General features: G+C 71.8%; 2 protein-coding genes (both only partly in view). Both read right to left on the bottom strand.

All coding sequences use genetic code 11. The annotated features are described in order from the left end of the window. Nucleotides 1-2909 carry part of the coding region annotated (locus EBN03_RS22565; RefSeq protein WP_122190086.1) for a non-ribosomal peptide synthase/polyketide synthase on the bottom strand (this coding region is incomplete at its 3' end). Its footprint begins 32686 nt before the window's first position, so 2909 of the 35595 annotated nt are shown. Beyond that, on the bottom strand, nucleotides 2906-19089 hold the final stretch of the coding sequence (locus EBN03_RS22560) for a non-ribosomal peptide synthase/polyketide synthase (RefSeq protein WP_122190085.1). It continues 23980 nt past the right edge of the window; only the last 16184 of its 40164 coding nucleotides appear in the window; its start codon lies off the right edge, out of view; the stop codon is at nucleotides 2906-2908. The genes EBN03_RS22560 and EBN03_RS22565, both read right to left, overlap by 4 nt.

The raw sequence follows: 19089 nt of genomic DNA, 5'->3' as shown, positions 1-19089 counted from the left end.
TCCAGGTCCGGTGCGGACACGGCGTCCGCGCCGCCGCCCGGCACCGCGCCGTCGAGGCCGTCGGCGGGCGCATGCTCGCTCGGAACCACGTAGCCGACCAGCTGCTTGCCGTCGCCGGTGTCGTGGGCGACCACGACCGCCTGCGAGATACCCGGGTGCCCGGTCAGGGCGGTCTCGATCTCGCCGAGCTCGATGCGGAAGCCACGCACCTTCACCTGGTCGTCGGCCCGGCCCAGGTATTCCAGGATCCCGGAGGGGTTCCAGCGCACCACGTCACCGGTGCGATACAGACGCCCGGCGGCCCGCGGCTCGGTCGCACCGGTTCGGTCCGGCGCGAGGTCGTCGACGGGCCCGTCGAACGGGTCGGCCACGAAGCGGGACGCGGTCAGATCGGGGCGCGCGTGATAGCCGCGGGCCACCTGCGCGCCACCCAGATACAACTCACCGGCCACACCGACCGGCACCGGCCGCAACCAGCTGTCCAGCGCATATGCCCGCACGCCCGGCAGCGGCGCACCGATCGGCACCGGCCCCGAGGCGCCGTCCGACAGGACCGCCGTCGTCGCGTACACCGTCGACTCGGTCGGACCGTACGCGTTCACCACTCGCACGCCCGGGATCCGGTCGCGCGCCCGCTCGATCGTCGCCCAGGTCAGTGCCTCACCGGCGAACACGATCGAGTCCGCTGCCAGCACCGTCTCTGTGTGCGCGGCGACCGCGTCGAACGCCGACGGCACCATACTCATCACCGCACCGGACCACGAATCCCGCTGCCCCACAGCCAGCGCGTCGTCCACGATCTCGACCGCACCACCCGCACACAGCGTGGTGAACAGTTCGAACACCGACACGTCGAAGGCCGCCGACGTCGACGCCAGCACCCGGCCGCCGCCTCCGGAACCGAGCTGCGGCATTCCCGCGGTCGCCCGCACCAGGGCCGCCATGTTCGACCGCGACACCGCGACCCCCTTGGGCACGCCCGTGGTGCCCGAGGTGTAGATCAGATACGCCACACTCGTGTCCGGAACATTCACCGGCGCAAGGGGTTCCCGCTGCGCGAGTTCCGACGCGACCGCCGGGTCGTCGAGCAGCAGCCGCGGGACGATCGCACCGTCCTCGGCGATACTCATTGTGCCACCAGCGGACTCGGACACCTCCGGGATACCCGGCGCCACCGTGCTGTCGGTCAGCAACAGCACCGGCCGCGCGTCGGACTGGATGAACCGCAACCGATCCGACGGATACGCCGGGTCCAGCGGTACGTAGCCCGCCCCGGACTTCACCACCGCCAGCAAGGCGACGAGCAGGTCCGCGTGCCGCGGCAACGCCACCGCGACAATCGCTTCCGCGCCCGCACCCCTTTCCGTCAGCAACCGGGCCAGCCGCCCGGACCGGTCGTCGAGCTCCCGGTAGGTCAGCGTCCGCGCCGCGGTCACCACCGCGACCGCATCCGGCTCGGCGGCGACCCGGGTCGCGAACATGTCCGCCACCGACCCGCCCTGACCGGCGGGATCGGTGTGCGCGGTGTCGTTCCACTCCCGCAGGATCTGCCGGCGCTCGGCGGCATCCAGCAGATCGAGGTGCCCGACAGGCAGGTCGGGGTCGGCGCTCAACCGGGCGAGCAGGTCGGCGAACCGGGTGCCGAGGCGCTCCACGGTCGCGCGGTCGTACAGGTCGGTGGCGTATTCGATGGTGCCCGACAGCGCGCCACCGTCCTCGGCGAGGGTGAACAGCAGGTCGAACCGGGCGGTGCCGGTGGCCACCGGATGCGGCCGGACCCGGACGCCGTCGGCGAAGTCGGTGCTCGCGGCGGTGGTGTTCTGCACGGTGAGCGACACCTGGAACAGCGGGTGCAGGGCCTGCGACCGAATCGGATTCACGACCTCGACCAGGCGCTCGAACGGCGCGTCCTGGTTGGCGTAGGCGGCCAGCGCCTGTTCGGTGACCCGGTCCAGGATACGCGCGAACGACTCCGCCGGGGTGACCCGAGCGCGCAGCACCCAGGTGTTGACGAAGAAGCCGACCAGGTCGTCGAGCGCCTCGTCCGTGCGGCCGGCGATCGGGGCGCCGATCGGGATGTCCTCCCCCGCACCGAGTTTGGACAGCAGCACGGCCAGGCCGGCCTGCAGCACCATCGACAGCGTCGCCTGTCGCGACCGGGCCAGGCCGGTGATCGCCGCCGTGGTGGCCGCGTCGATCCGCAGTACGACGGTCGCACCGCGATAGGACGCGACCCGCGGGCGTGGCCGGTCGGTCGGCAGCACCAGCTGTTCCGGGATGCCGGCCAGTTCCCGGCGCCAGTAGTCGATCTGGCGGGACAGCACACTGTCGGGATCGGTGTCGGATCCGAGCAGCTCGAGCTGCCACATGGTGTAGTCGGCGTACTGGACCGGCAGCGGTTCCCAGTCCGGTTCGGTGCCGGTCGCGCGGGCCCGGTACGCGGTGGCCAGGTCGCGGGCCAGCGGCGCCAGAGACCAACCGTCACAGGCGATGTGGTGGATCACCAGGATCAGGAACAGCTCGTCGGACGCGGGTTCGCCGGCACCGTGGCGGGTGAGCACGGTGGCCCGGATCGGGATCTCGGTGTCGAGTTCGAACAGGTAGCCGGCCGCGTCGGCGATCAGCGCGTCGACCTGTACGTCGGTCGCGCCGGGCAGGTCCACGATCCCGACCGGGACCTCGACGTCCGGGCCGAGGATCTCCTGGGCGGGGGTGCCGGTGTCGTCGCTGGGGAAGACGGTGCGCAGGCTCTCGTGCCGGACGACCACGTCGCGTACCGCGGCCGCGAGCGCCGCCACGTCGACCGCGCCGGACAACCGCAGGGCGAGCGGGATGTTGTACGTCGCCGAGGGTCCCTCCAGGCGGTAGAGGAACCACAAACGCTGCTGGGCAAACGACAACGGGATCATTTCTTGTCCGTCCCTCGGTTGAACTTACGAAGAGCCGGGCGGGTCGACTTCGCAGTCGTCTCCGCCCAGGAGTGGGTGAGCATGGCGACCGTCGGTGCGCGCAGCACGGTCGCGACGGAGATCTCCACACCGAGTTCGGTGCGGATCCGGCCGGCCAGGCGGGTGGCCAGCAGGGAGTGGCCACCCAGGTCGAAGAAGTTGTCGTCCACGCCGACCCGGTCGAGGCCGAGCACCTCGGCGAACAGTCCGGTCAGGATCCGTTCCTGTTCGGTGGCCGGCGCCCGGTAGGCGGTGGGTGCCGCGAAGACCGGTTCCGGCAGCGCCTTGCGGTCGATCTTTCCGTTGGGGGTCAACGGAATCCGGTCGACGACCGCGATCGCGCCGGGCAGCAGGTAGTCCGGCAGGCGAGTCGCCGCGGCCCGGCGCACCGCCGCCGGATCCAGCTCGGTGCCGTCGACGGCGGTGACGTAGGCGGCCAACCGCTTTCCGGCCGGACCGTCGACCACCACGACCACCGCCCGGGCCACGGCGGGGTCGGCGGCCACTGCGGCCTCGACCTCACCGGGCTCGACCCGGAACCCGCGGATCTTCACCTGGTCGTCGGCGCGTCCGGCGTATTCCAGTGCGCCACTGTCGTTCCAGCGCACATAGTCACCGGTGCGGTACACCCGTTCGCCCGATCCGGCCGGATCCGCGACGAATCGGGCACCGGTCAGATCCGGGCGGCCCGCGTAGCCGCGGGCGACACCCGCGCCCGCCACATACAGCTCGCCGACCACGCCGGGCGGGACGGGCCGCAACCAGTTGTCCAGCACCAGCATTCGCATGTTGTCCAGCGGCCGGCCGATCGGCACCGCGGTGTCACCGGCCGCGCCCGGGTCCTGGGACAGCACCGGAATCGGATAGCTGGTGGCGAACGTCGTGGTCTCGGTGGGGCCGTAACCGTTGACGACCACCGTGTCGGGGCAGCTGCGCTGCACCCGGCGCACCGCGTCCGGCGACACCACGTCACCACCGGTCCACACCTGCCGAACCCGCGCGAAACAGGCCGCGTCCTCCTGCGCCAGCACCGCGAACAGCCCTGCGGTCAGCCACAATCCGGTCACACCGGAGCGTTCGATCAGCCGGGCCAGCTCGGCCGGACCGGCCGTCGCGGGCGCCAGGACCACCTGGCCGCCGTTCAACAGCGGCACCCACAATTCGTAGGTCGACGCGTCGAACGAATACGGGGAGTGCAGCAGGACCCGCTCGCGCGCGCCGCCCGCGAAACACCGGTCCTGCGCGAGCGCGGTCACATCCCGGTGCCGCACCGCGACACCCTTGGGCTCACCGGTCGAACCGGAGGTGAACATGATGTACACCAGCTGTTCGGGATCGACGGCCACCCGCGGATCGCTCACCGAGCAGCCGGCGATCTCCGCCGCGCTCTCGCCGTCGACGACGACCCGGACGCCGGCCTGCGCGAGCACCCGGTCCCGGCGCGACTGCGGCCATTCCGGCAACAGCGGCACGAACACCGCGCCCGCCTTCGCCACCCCGAGCAGCGCCACGACCAGGTCCACCGACCGGGGCAGGATGACTCCCACCGGTTCCTCGGCGCCGACGCCCTGCTGCAGCAGCCACCGGGCTACGCGGTTGGCCCGTGCGTCGAGCTCCCGGTAGGACAGCCGGTCGGGGCCCGCGACCACCGCGTCCACATCCGGGGTCTGCGCGACCCGCCGCGCGAACATCTCCGGCACCGACAGCACCGGCGCCGCGGTGGCGGTGGCGTTGCGGTCCCGCAGCATCGCGCGCTCGTCGGGCAGCAGCAGCGGGATTCGCGCCGGGGTCGTGTCCGGATCGCCGGCGACGGCGGTCAGCACCGCCGCGTACCGGGCGATCAGCCGTTCGATCCGATCGGCGTCGAACACCGTGGTGTCGTACTGCACCGACAGCACCAGATCCGGCACCGCGTTGGCGGTGACGGTCACCGGATAGCTGGTGCCGCTGCGGTTGTCCATGCCGGTGATCGACAGCGCGCCGGTGAGGGCGGCCGGGTCGATCGGGTAGGACTCGAACGCGACCAGGGTGTCGAACAGGGCCGGTACGCCGGTGATCCGGTGTACCTCGGTCAGCGGGTAGTGGTGGTGATCCATCAGCTGCGCCTGTTCGGCCTGATGGCGGCGCAGCAGACCCGCGATCGTGCTCGCGGGATCGATGCGGACCCGCACCGGGACGGTGTTGATCAGCAGACCGACCATCGAGTCCGCGCCCGGCAGGTCCGCGGGCCGGCCGGAGACGGTGGCACCGAAGGTCACATCGTCGCGGCCGGTCGCGGCGGCGATCACCAGGGCCCAGCCGACCTGGACGACCGTGTTGAGCGTGACACCGCAGTCGGCGGCCCGCTCCGACAGCGCCCGCGTGATCGGTTCCGGCAGTGCGAGATCCACGCTGCGCAGCGTGTCCTGCGCCGGGACCGTGGTGGCCGCGCCGCTTGCGAGCAGGGTCGGTTCCCCGACCCCGTCGAGATAGCCGGACCAGGCGGTGGCGGTGGCCGCGCGGTCACGAGTGTGCAACCAGGACAGAAAGTCCCGGTAGTCCGGCACGGCGGACAGCCCGGTGGCGTCCCCCGAACTCGAGTACAGCGCCAGCAGGTCGGCCAGCAGCAGCGGCAGGGACCAGCCGTCCACCAGCACGTGGTGCGCGGTCAGGACCAGCCGCAACCGGCCGCCGGTGTCGCCGATCAGCGCCAGCCGCAGCAACGGCGGCACGGCGGGGTCGAAGTGCGCGGCCCGGTCGGCGTCGAGCAGTTCCGCGGCGGCCGCCTCCCGCCGCGGGTGCGGCAGTGCGGCCAGATCGAGGTGCTGCCAGGGCAATTCGACCCCGGACACGACCACCGCGACCGTCGAGCCGTCGCCGGCGGGGATGTAGGCCGTCCGCAGCGGCGCGTGCCGTTCCAGCAGCGCCTGCCCGGCCACCCGCATCCGCGCCGGGTCCACCGTTCCGGACAGGTCGAACACGACCTGCATGTGGTAGGCGTCGAAACCGGTGCCGGCCAGTTGCGCGTGGTACAGCAGGCCCGCTTGCATCGCGGTCACCGGCCACACGTCCTGGACCCGCCCGAAACGCGCCTCCACACTGTCGATCGCGGACTGATCGAGCCCGGTCAGCGGCACGTCCGACGGGGTCAGACCGCCGGTGCCCGGCAGCTCGGCGTGGCGCGCGAGCCCGGTCAGCGCCGCACGCCACAACTCGGCCAGTTCGCGCACCTGCGACCGGTCCAGCACGCCGGTCGGGAAGGTGAACGACGCGGCCAGGGCCGGGCCCGTCCCGTCGTCGGTGACCGCGGCGTTGATCTCAAGCGCCGACCAGGCGGGCAGCTCCGGGTAGCCCGCGTTCGCCGACATGCCCGGCGTGGGCGTCCAGCCGCCCGCACGCAGCTCGGCGGGCATCAGGTCACCGGTGGCGAATCGGCCCAGATAGTTGAAACCGATTCGGCCACTGGGCAGTTCGGCCAGCACCGGCGCGGTTTCGGGGTTCAGGTAGCGCAGCATCCCGTAGCCGATTCCGCGATCCGGTACCGCGCGCAGCAGCTCCTTCACCCACTTCACCACCCGACCGGCCGCCGGACCGCCGGTCAGGACCTCGGCCGGGTCGACGCCGGCGGGCAGGCTCAGCCGCACCGGATACATGGCGGTGAACCAGCCCACCGCCGCCGACAGGTCCGCGCCCGGCACGACCGCCTCTTCGCGACCGTGGCCTTCGAGGCGCACCACCAGGCTCGAACGGGACTGCCGCCACAGGGTCACCGCGACCACCAGCGCCGCGAGCAGACCGTCGTCGACGTGCCCGTGGAACGCCGCCGGAAGCGCGGTCAGCACCGTCTCGGTCACGGCGGCCGGCACCCGCACCCGGACGTGGTCGGCGGTGGCGTGCGTGTCGACCGCCGGATCGAGTTCCCGAGCTCCGAGTACCGGATCCTCCCCGGCCAACATCGCGGTCCACCACGACAATTCGGCGACCCGCCGCGGAGCGACCGCCTGCTCGGCCAGCGCGTGCGACCAGCGCCGCAGTGAAGTGCCGGTGGCCGGCAGCTGCGCCGGGCGCCCCTCCCGTATCCGCGTCCACGCGGAAGCCAAGTCCGGCAACAGGATTCGCCAGGACACCCCGTCGACCGCCAGATGGTGCGCGACCACACCCAGCACGCCCGGCGCGTCGGGTCCCCGGTCGAACCAGACCAGGGCCAACAGCACACCGTTACCGGGATCCAACCGCGCCGACGCCGCGTCCAGCGCGCTGTCGGCCACCGCCGCCTCCAGGAACCCACCGTCCCCGCGGTCGACCGCGCCGGTCACGGCCCGGTCACCGTCAAGCGGTACGCCCGTGGCGCCCAACAGATCCGACACCGCGTCCAGCCCGCTGTCGGCCGCCACCGCATCCGGGTCCCCACCGTGCTCGCCGTCTGCCGCGCCGGTCTCGGCCCGTCCACCATCGAACGCCACACCATGGCCGCCCAACAGATCCGACATTGCGTCCAGCCCACTGTCGGCAGCCGCATCCAGGTCACCAGCGTGCTCACGGACTGCCGCCCCGGTCACGGCCCGACCACCGTCATGCGGTACGCCATTGGCGTCCAACACATCCGAAGCCATGGCGAGCGCGCCGGCAACCGACTCCGCATCCAAGGTCACCCCACCGTGATCGCCGTCTGCCGCGTCGGTCACGGCCCGGCCTGTGGGCGATGGCAGCTCGACCCGGTGGACGAGGGTGGAGACGTCGATGTCGCCGGACGGCCTGGTCAGCAGGCCTGGGCCGTCGGGGCCGTCGACCAGGCGGGCGGTCAGCACGGGGTGCCGGTCCAGTACCGCGCGCCAGGTCGCGATCAGGCCGTCCTGGTCGATGCCGAGGGGAAGGTCCAGCAGCATCGCCTGGTTGAAGCGGTCGAGGCCCGCGCCCATGTCTCGGACGTATCGTGCGGCGGGCAGCAGCGGCATCCAGCCGATGCCGGCGCCGGGGAGTTCGGCGAGGAGTTGGCGATCCCGAGCGGTCGCCGCGATTCGGGCCAGGGCGGCCACGGTCCGGTGTTCGAAAACCTCACGGGGACTGATCAATACGCCTGCCGCGCGCGCACGGGACACCACCTGGATCGAGCGGATGGAGTCGCCGCCGATCTCGAAGAAATCGTCGTCCACACCGACCCGGTCCCGCCCCAGGATCTCGGCGAACACCCCGGTCAGCACCGACTCCGCCACCGTTGCCGGTGCCCGATACTCGGTCCCGGCCGCGAAGACGGGCTCGGGCAGCGCCTTTCGGTCGATCTTGCCGTTGGCCGACAACGGCAGCGCGTCGAGCACCATCACCGCGGCGGGAACCATGTACTCCGGCAACCTTTCCCGCAGATACGACCGCACCGCGGCCGAATCCAGGTCCGGTGTGGACCCGGCGTCCGCGCCGCTGCTCGGCACCGCGTCGTGGACGCTGTCGGCGGGCGCGTGCCCGCCCGGGACCACGTAGCCGACCAGCTGCTTGCCGTCGCCGGTGTCGTGGGCGACCACGACCGCCTGCGAGATGTCCGGATGCCCGGCCAGGGCGGTCTCGATCTCGCCGAGCTCGATGCGGAAACCGCGCACCTTCACCTGGTCGTCCACGCGGCCCAGGTACTCCAATACGCCGGACAGGTTCCAGCGCACCACGTCACCGGTGCGATACAGACGCCCGGCGCCGTGCTCGGTGCCGAAGGGGTCGGCGACGAACCGGGTGGCCGTCAGATCGGGCCGCGCGTGATAGCCGCGCGCCAATTGCGTTCCGGCCAGATACAACTCGCCGGAGACGCCCGCCGGAACCGGCCGCAGCCAGCTGTCGAGGACGTAGGCTCGCACGCCCGGCAGCGGTACGCCGATCGGCACCGGCCCCACGCCCGGGTCCGCGTCGAGGACCGCGGTGGTGGCGAAGACCGTCGACTCGGTCGGACCGTAACCGTTCACTACCCGCACACCTGGGATACGGGTGCGTGCCCGCTCGATCGTGGCGCGGGTCAGGGCTTCACCGGCGAAGACGATGGTGTGCGCCGCGAGCACCGTCTCGGTGTGCGCGGCGACCGCGTCGAACGCCGATGGCACCATACTCATCACCGCACCGGACCACGAATCCCGTTGCCCCACAGCCAGCGCGTCGTCCACGATCTCGACCGACCCACCCGCGTGCAGCGTGGTGAACAGCTCGAACACCGACACGTCGAACGCCGCCGACGTCGACGCCAGGACCGGACCGTCGGTTCCGGCGATCTCCGGCACGGTCAGCAGCGGCCGCGTGGCCCGGACCAGTGCGTCCAGGTTGGCCCGGGTCACCGCCACGCCCTTGGGCACACCCGTGGTCCCGGAGGTGTAGATGAGGTACGCCAGGCTGCCGCCGGGCACCGGAACCGGCGCGAGCGGTGTGCGGTTCGCGAGTTCCGCCACCACCGTCGGCGCGTCGAGCAGCAGGCGCGCACCGCCGGTGTCGGGAATTCGTTCAGCGACAGCGGAATCGGTGAGTACGAGCACCGGTTCGGCGTCGGACTGGATGAACCGCAACCGGTCCTGCGGATAGGCCGGGTCCAGCGGCACGTAACCGGCGCCGGACTTCAGGACGGCGAGCAGCGCCACCAGCAGGTCGGCGCCGCGCGGCAGTGCCACGGCCACCACGCGTTCCGCGCCGGCACCGTGCTCGGCCAGCACGCCGGCCAGCCGGCCGGAGCGCTCGTCGAGTTCGCGGTAGGTCAGCGAACCGGTGCCGGCGACCACAGCCACCGCGTCGGGGCGTGTCTCGGCCTGCGCCGCAATGCTTTCGGCCAGTGTCAGGGCTGAACCTTCCGGCGCGTGTCCGCCGGTCCGCCCCATCGTGTAGTTCCACTCGTGCAGGATGCGGCGACGCTCGTGGTCGTCGAGCACGTCGATCCGCCCGACCGGGACGTCGGGGCGAACGGTGACGTGGGCGAGCAGGGCCGTGAACCGGGCCGCGATCCGATGCACGCTGTCCGCGTCGTACAGGTCGGTGGCGTACTCGATCGAGCCGGACAGCCCGCCCGTGCCGTCGTCGTGTACGGCGAACAGCAGGTCGAAGCGCGCCGATCCGTTCGAGACCGGGTAGGCGGCGATCTCGGCGTCCCCGAATTCCGCGGTCACGGCTGCGGTGTTCTGCACCGTCAGCGATACCTGGAACAGCGGGTGATGCGCCTGCGAGCGAACCGGATTCACCAACTCCACCAGCCGCTCGAACGGAGCATCCTGATTCGCGTACGCGGCCAGAGCCTTCTCCGCAACCTGATCGACCACGTCCGCGAACGACAACTCCGGTGACACACGTGCGCGCAGCACCCACGTGTTGACGAAGAACCCGACCAGATCGTCGAGCGCCGCATCGGTACGACCCGCGATCGGCGAACCGATCGGAATGTCCTCCCCCGCACCCAACTTCGACAACAACACCGCCACACCGGCCTGCAACACCATCGACACCGTCGCCCGCCGCGACCGCGCCAACTCCGCAACCGCCGCAGACGTCGCGGCGTCGATAGGCCACGGCACGGTCGCACCCGCGTAGGACGCCACCCGCGGCCGCGGCCGGTCGGTCGGCAACACCAATTGCTCCGGCACACCGGCCAATTCGGCCCGCCAGTAGTCGAACTGACGCGACAGCACACTCTCCGGATCCGACTCGTCACCGAGCAATTCCCGCTGCCACAACGTGTAATCCGCGTACTGCACCGGCAACGGCGCCCACTCCGGCGCGCTGCCCGCCGCCCGAGCCCGGTAGGCCACTGCCAGGTCCCGGGCCAGCGGCGCCAACGACCAGCCGTCACCCGCGATGTGGTGCACCACGAGCACCACCACCAGCTCGTCCGGGCCCAGCCGAATCACCGTGGCCCGCAGCGGAATCTCGGTATCCAGCTGGAACCGGTACGCAGCCGCCTCGGCCACCACCCGGTCGACCTCGGCAACGTCGGCGCCGGCCAGGTCGCCGACCTCGACGGGCACCGCGACCGCGCCCGTGTCGAGCACCCGCTGCCGGCCCACGCCGTCGGTGTCGTCGGCGAAGACGGTCCGCAGGCTCTCGTGCCGGCCCACCAGATCGGCCACCGCCACGCGCAGCGCGGTCACGTCCACAGGCCCGCTCAGACGGAACGCCAGCGGAATGTTGTAGGTCGCCGACGGCCCGTCCAACCGGTACAGGAACCACAGCCGCTGCTGGGCGAAGGACAACGGCAGCAGTTCCGGCCGGTCCCGGCGGCGCAGCGCGGGCCGCGCCGCGTCGGCGCTACGCGTCACGACCACCGCCAGTTCGGCGACGGTCCGCGCCGCGAAGACCGCCTGGATCGGCACCTCCACCGCGAGTTCGACGCGGATCCGGCTGACCAGCCGGGTCGCCAGCAGCGAATGCCCACCCAGATCGAAGAAACTGTCGTCGAGCCCCACCCGGTCGACACCGAGGATCTCGGCGAACAACCCGGCCAGCGCCCGCTCCACCGGCGACACCGGCGCCCGATACTCGGCAACGGACGCGAACACCGGCTCCGGCAACGCTTTTCGGTCGATCTTCCCGTTCGGGGACAGCGGCAGCGCGTCGAGCGTCAGCGCCACGGCGGGCACCATGAACTCCGGCAGCCGCCCGGCCACGAAGGCCCGCAGCTCGCCCACGTCCACCCCGGACGCGGCCGGCACGACATAGCCGACGAGCCGGGTGCCGGTCGCGCTGGGTCGCGCCGCGACCACGGCCTGCGCGACTCCCGGATGGGCGGTCAGCGCCGCTTCGATCTCACCGGGTTCGATCCGGAAGCCCCGGATCTTCACCTGATCGTCGGCGCGGCCCAGGTATTCCAGTGCCGGCTGTCCGGTGGCGTCGACGATCCAGCGACCGAGATCCGCGGTCCGGAACAGTCGCTGCCCGGGCTCGCCGTAGGGGTCCGCGACGAACCGGCCCGCGGTCGCCTCCGGCTGCCCCAGATACCCGCGTGCCACTTGGATTCCGCCGACATAGATCTCGCCGATCGCGCCCGGCACGGTCGGGGAAAGGTCGCGGTCGAGCAGATACACCCGGGTGCCGGGGACCGCCCGGCCCAGCGGCACCGGGCTCGCGGCGGCACGCAACTCGGCGACCAGCACGTCGCCGGCGATCTCGGAGCACCCGTAGGAGTTCACGACCACCGAATCCGGTGCCGCGGACAGCAATTCGCCGACGGTGCCCGAGTCCAGCGCCTCGCCGCTGCACAGCCAGAGCCGGACACCGGCCAGCTGAGCGGGCGGGGCGGACCGGGCGATCGCGGCCGCGAAACTCGGGATGGCCAGGAACTGGGTCGCGGCGTGGCGTTCGATCAGGTCCGCGAGCGCGACGCCGTCCCTGGCCGCGGCGTCGCCTGCCAGGACCGCCGTGGTCCCGCTGACGAGCGCGCCGAGCAGTTCGGTGGTGCCGTCGAGGAAGCTGATCGAACTCTTCGCGATCCGGACCGGCTCGTTCCACACCGCGGACGCCCACGCCAGCCGGTTGGCCAGTGCCCCGTGCGTGCCGCTGACTCCCTTCGGCACGCCCGTGGTGCCCGAGGTGTAGATCAGGTAGGCCAGTCCGGCCGGCGCCACCGGCACCGTGGAAAGGGCTGCGGTGGCAGCCGTTTCCGCGATCGTGCCCGGATCGTCGAGCAGGATGCGCTCGGCGCCGGTGGCAGGTATCCGGTCCGCGACAGCGCTGTGGGTGAGCACCAGCGTCGGGTCGGAGTCGGTGAGGATGTACCGCAGCCGTTCCTGCGGATATCCCGGGTCCAGGGGCACATAGCCGGCACCGCATTTCACGACCGCCAGCAGCGCTACCGCCAGGTCCGTGGTCCGTGGCATCGCCACGGCCACAACGGTTTCCGGGCCGGCGCCGCGAGCCGCCAGCACACCGGCCAGGCAGGCGGCGCGCGCGTCCAGTTCCCGGTAGCGGACCGATTCGCCGTCGGCGATCAGCGCCACCGCGTCCGGGGCGGCGGCGACGCGCGCTTCGAACAGCTGGGCCACGGTCACGGCCGGGTCGACCGCGACGCCGGTGTCGTTGAACTCCGCGATCATTCGCCGTTCGTCGGCCAGCAGCAGATCGATGCGCGCCACCGGCAGTTCGGGTTCGGCGGCGAAGGTTTCCAGCAGGCGCCGATACCGCGCGATCATCCGGTCGACGAAGTCCCGGCTGAGCACACCCGTGTCGTACTGCAGGGTGAGCACCAGATCGGGCACGGCATTCGCGGTGATCGTGACCGCGTAGTTCGTCTCGCCGCGATGGTCCAGGCCGACGACCGCGAGTCCGCTGGCGGCGCTGGTGCCGGCCAGGGCGGAGTGGTCGACCGCGTAGGACTCGAACGCGACGAGTGTGTCGAACAGTGCCGGCACACCGGTGATCCGGTGCATCTCGGTGAGCGGGTGATGGTGGTGATCGAGCAGCCCGGCCTGTTCGCGCTGATGGCGGCGCAGATGCTCGGCGAGGCTGTCGCCGGGACGGATCCGGACCCGCACCGGCACGGTGTTGATCAGCAGGCCGACCATCGTGTCGGCGCCCGGCAGGTCTGCCGGGCGACCCGCGACGGTCGCTCCGAACACGATGTCGTCGCGGCCGGTCAACTCCGCCAGCAGCAGCGCCCAGCTCACCTGCACGACCGTGTTCGGTGTGACGCCGCATTCGCCGGCCCGGCGGGTCAGCGTCCGGGCCAGATCCGCGGGCAGCGGAATCTCCACGGTCACCGCCGGTTCCGGCTCGGCGGCGGGTCCGTCGGCGGCCGCGGCGAGCAGGGTGGGCTCGTCGACCCCGGTCAGGTACTCGGTCCAGGCCTGGGCGGTCGCCGCCCGGTCCCGCGCCTGCAGCCAGGCCAGGAAGTCGCGGTAGTTCCCGGCGGCGGGCAGTTCCGCGGTGGCACCGCCGTTCGCGTACAGCGCCAGCAGGTCGGTCAACAGCAGCGGCAGCGACCAGCCGTCCAGCAGCACATGGTGGGCGGTGAGTACCAGGCGGGACCGGTCCGCGGCGGTGCGGATCAGGGCCAGCCGCAGCAGCGGTGGCACGGTGGGGTCGAAGCGCTCGGCGCGGTCGGCGGTCAGCAGCGCATCGATGGCCGTCGACCGACCGGCGGCCGAAGTCTCGCGCAGATCTATTTGCTGCCACGGCAATTCGGCATCGGCGACCACGACGGCGACGGTCGAGCCGTCGCCGGCCGGCAGGTACGCGGTGCGCAGGCTCGCATGCCGGTCGAGCAGGGCCTGTCCCGCGATCCGCATCCGGCCCGGATCCACCGGACCGGCCAGATCGAACAGCACCTGCATCTGGTAGGCGTCCACGCCGGCGCCGGTCAGGTGGGTGTGGTAGAGCAGGCCGGACTGCATGGCGGTGACCGGCCACACGTCCCGCACCCGCCCGTAGCGGGCCTCGAGTGCGTCGATGGCGGCCTGGTCCAGGTTCACCAGCGGCAGATCCGACGGGGTCAGTCCGCCGCCGCCGGCATCGACGTGCCGGGCCAGGCCGGTCAGCGCCGTCTCCCACAGTGCCGCGAGTTCGGCGACGGACTCGTCCGCCAGAATGCCGGTCGCGTAGGTGAACGAGGCGCCGAGTGTCGGGCCTGAGCCGTCGTCGGTGACCGCCGCGTTGAGTTCGAGGGCCGAAAGGACCGGCAGCCGCGGGTATCCGGCGTTCGCGGGCACGCCGGGGACGGGCGTCCAGCCGGTCCCGCGCAGGTGCGCGGGCATCAGATCGCCACTGGAGAAGCGGCCCAGGTAGTTGAAACCGATTCGGCCCGTGGGCAGTTCGGCCAGCACCGGCGCGGTGTCCGGGTTCAGGTACCGCAACATGCCGTAGCCGAGGCCGCGATCCGGGATCGCGCGCAGCAGTTCCTTGACCCGCTTCACCACCTGGCCCGCCGCCGGTCCGCCGGTGAGAACGGCCGCGGGATCGAGTTTTTCGGGCAGCGTCAGCCGCACCGGGTACATGGCGGTGAACCAGCCGGCCACTGCCGACAGATCCGCGCCCGCGACCACGGCCTCCTCGCGGCCGTGGCCCTCCAGCCGCACCACGATGCCGGACGGGTCGGAGGTGCCGCAGCGGCGCTCCCGCCAGACCGCCACCGCGATCAGCAGCGCCGCGAGCAGGCCGTCTTCGACGTGGCCGTGGAACGCCGTGGGCAGTCCGGTCAGGACCGCCTCGGTCACCTCGACCGGCAGCCGCAGTTCCACCTGCGCGACCGTCGCGTGGGTGTCGACCGCGGGATCCGGCTCCCGTGCGCCGAGGATCGGGTCCGGTCCCGCCAGCATGCTTGTCCACCAGGACAATTCGGCGGTCCGTTCCGGGGTTCGGGCTTGCTCGGCGAGCGCGTGCGACCACCGGCGCAGCGAGGTTCCGCTGACCGGCGGCACCGGTTGCCGCTCGGTGGCGTCGGGGTGTTCGCTGCGCTGGGCCCACGCGGCGGCCAAGTCCGGCAACAGGATTCGCCAGGACACACCGTCGACGGCGAGGTGGTGCGCGACCACACCGAGCGCGCCGGGCGCGTGCGCTCCGCGATCGAACCACACCAGCGCCACCAGGATCCCGGCCTCGGGGGCGAGCCGGCCGGCGGCCGCGTCCAGCTCGGCTGAGATCAGTGCCGCGGACCGGGCGAGGCTGTCGGACAGTTCGTTTCCGGGCCCGCTGGGAACCATGTTCCGGTCGCGCTCGCCGGAATCCGGTTCGGCGCTACTGCCGACATCGGTTCCGTGGAGGTCGACTCGATGGACGAAGGTCGCGACATCGATGTCGCCGGACGGCCTGGTCACCAGGCCGGGACCGTCGGTTCCGTCGACGAGGCGGGCGGTCAGCACCGGGTGCCGGTCCAGTACCGCCTGCCAGGTCGCGACCAGGCCGTTCAGGTCGATACCCACCGGAAGGTCCAGCAGCATCGACTGATTGAACCGCTCGAAACCCGCACCCAGCTCGCGCACGAACCGCGCGGCGGGCAGCAACGGCATCCAGCCGATCCCGCCACCGGGCAGCTCGGAGAGGAGCTCGCGCTCCGGGCCGGCCTGCGCGACCCGCGCGAGGGCGGCCACGGTGCGGTGCTCGAAAACCGCACGCGGACTGATCAATACGCCCGCTGCCCGCGCCCGCGACACCACCTGGATGGAACGGATGGAATCGCCGCCGATCTCGAAGAAATCGTCGTCCACACCGACCGCGTCCCGGCCCAGGATCTCGGCGAAGACCTCCGCCAAGCTCCGCTCGACCGCCGACACCGGCGCCCGATACGCCGTCCCGGCCGCGAAAACCGGCTCCGGCAACGCTTTTCGATCGATCTTCCCGTTCGCCGACAACGGCAGCGCGTCCAGCACCATCACCACGGCGGGAACCATGTACTCCGGCAACCGCTCCCGCAGATACGACCGCAGTTCCGCCGAGCCCGGGTCCGCCGGTACCGCGGCCGAGTCTCGCGCGGTGCCGGACCGGGCCGCGACCACGTATCCGACGAGCTGCTTGCCCGCGTCACCGTCGTGCGCGACCACGACGGCCTGAGCGATGTCGGGATGCGCGGTCAGGGCCGCCTCGATCTCACCGAGTTCGATGCGGAAGCCGCGCACCTTGACCTGGTCGTCGGCGCGACCCACGTATTCGAGGATGCCGGAGGCATTCCAGCGCACCACGTCACCGGTGCGGTACAGCCGGCCGCCCGTGCTGTCGAACGGGTCGGCGACGAAACGCCCACCGGTCAGGTCCGGGCGCTCGTGGTAGCCGCGTGCCAGTTGGGCGCCCGCGAGATACAGCTCACCCGGCACACCGGCCGGGACCGGCCGCAGGCGGCCGTCGAGCACGTAGGCCCGCACGCCGGGCAGCGGCATGCCGATCGGCACCGGACCGGTTCCGGTTCGGTCGAGGACCGCGGTGGTGGCGAACACCGTCGACTCGGTCGGACCGTAACCGTTCAGGACGCGTACGCCCGGGATCCGGTCGCGCGCCCGCTCGATCGTCGCCCAGGTCAAGGCCTCACCGGCGAATACGATCGAGTCCGCTGCCAGCACCGTCTCTGTGTGCGCGGCGACCGCGTCGAAAGCCGACGGCACCATACTCATCACCGCACCGGACCACGAATCCCGTTGCCCCACAGCGAGTGCGTCGTCCACGATCTCGACCGAACCACCCGCGTGCAGCGTGGTGAACAGCTCGAACACCGACACGTCGAACGCCGCCGACGTCGACGCCAGGACCGGACCCGGTTCACCGGAGTCCCGGACCTGCATCGACACCGTGGCCCCGACGACCGCGGCCAGGTTCCCTCGAGTGACCGCCACGCCCTTCGGTACGCCGGTGGTGCCGGAGGTGTAGATGAGGTACGCCAGCGCCGCGTCCGGAACATCGACCGGCGCAAGGGGTTCCCGCTGCGCGAGTTCCGCTTCGACCGCCGGGTCGTCGAGCAGCAGGCGCGGGACGGCCGAGTCCCGCACGGCGGCGGTTTCGGCGAGACTCGGTGCGCCACCGGCGAACTCGCCTACCTCCGGGATACCCGGCGCCACGCTGCTGTCGGTCAGCAAGAGGACCGGCCGGGCGTCGGACTGGATGAACCGCAACCGATCCGACGGATACGCCGGGTCCAGCGGTACGTAGCCCGCCCCCGACCGGATCACCGCCAGCAGGGCCACCAGCAGGTCGGCGGTGCGCGGCAAGGCTACGGCCACAACCGCTTCCGCGCCCGCGCCGCGCTCGGCCAGCAGCCGGGCGAGTCGCCCGCAGCGGTCGTCGAGCTCCCGGTAGGTGAGGGTCCGCGTCGTGGAAACCACCGCGACCGCGTCCGGTTCGGCCGCGGCCCGCGCGGCTACCGCGGCGACGACCGAGACCGCGGTGCCGGCGGGGACTCCGGTCCGGCGCGCGGTGTCGTTCCAGTCGTGCAGCACCTGACGGCGTTCGTCGGCAGCGAGGAGGTCGAGGTTCCCGACCGGCTGCTCCGGCCGGTCGGTCAGTGCCGCCAGCAGGCGGGTGAACCGGTCGGCCAGCCGCCGCACGCTCGCCCGGTCGAACAGGTCGGTCGCGTATTCGATCGACCCGATGAGCCCACCGGATTCGTGCTCGGCCAGCGCGAACAGCAGATCGAAGCGCGCGGTCCCAGTCGACACCGGGTTAGCGGCGACCTCGACGTCACCGAAATCGGCGGTCGCGGCGGCGGTGTTCTGCACGGTCAGCGATACCTGGAACAGCGGGTGATGCGCCTGCGAACGAACCGGATTCACCAACTCCACCAAGCGCTCGAACGGAGCGTCCTGGTTGGCGTAGGCGGCCAGGGCCTTGTCCGCGACCTGATCGACGAGCTCGGCGAACGTCGCTGTAGGCCGCACCTGGGCCCGCAACACCCAGGTGTTGACGAAGAACCCGACCAGATCATCGAGCGCCGCGTCGGTACGGCCCGCGATCGGCGAGCCGATCGGAATATCCTCCCCCGCACCCAACTTCGACAACAACACCGCCAAACCGGCCTGCAACACCATCGACACTGTTGCCTGCCGTGTCCGTGCCAGCTCGGCGATCGCGGCTGCGGTGATGGGGTCGATCGTCAGCGGCTCGGTTGCACCCTGGTAGGACGCCACCCGGGGGCGCGGCCGGTCGGTCGGCAGCGCCAATTGCTCCGGGACACCGGCCAATTCGGTCCGCCAGTAGTCGAACTGCCGCGACAGCACACTCTCCGGATCGGACTCCTCGCCCAGCAGTTCACCCTGCCACAGCGTGTAGTCCGCGTACTGCACCGGCAACGGTGCCCACGCGGGCGCGCTGCCCGCCGCCCGAGCCCGGTAGGCCTCCGCCAGGTCGCGGGCCAGCGGCGCCAGCGACCAGCCGTCACCGGCGATGTGATGGACGACCAGCAGCACGAGCAGGGTCTTCGCGTCGCGGCGGATCAGGGTGGACCGCAGCGGGATCTCGGTGTCGAGCTCGAACAGATGGGCTGCCTCGCCGGCGATCACGCCGTCGACCTCGGCATCGTCCGCAGCGGTCAGATCCAGCGTCCGGACCGGGACCTCGGCTGTGGCGGGGTCCAGGATTCGTTGCGCGGCAATGCCGTCCGCGTCGACGGTGAAGATCGTCCGCAGGCTCTCGTGCCGGGTGACCACGTCCGTGATCGCGGCGGTCAGCGCCGCCGGGTCGACGGCGCCGGTGAGGGTCAGGGCCAGCGGGATGTTGTAGGTCGCCGAGGGACCCTCGAGCC

It is taken from the genome of Nocardia stercoris (assembly GCF_003696265.1).
In the GTDB taxonomy this organism is placed as follows: domain Bacteria; phylum Actinomycetota; class Actinomycetes; order Mycobacteriales; family Mycobacteriaceae; genus Nocardia; species Nocardia stercoris.
The sequence above is the reverse complement of the archived record's forward strand: the minus strand, read 5'-3'. Positions and strand labels throughout refer to the sequence as shown.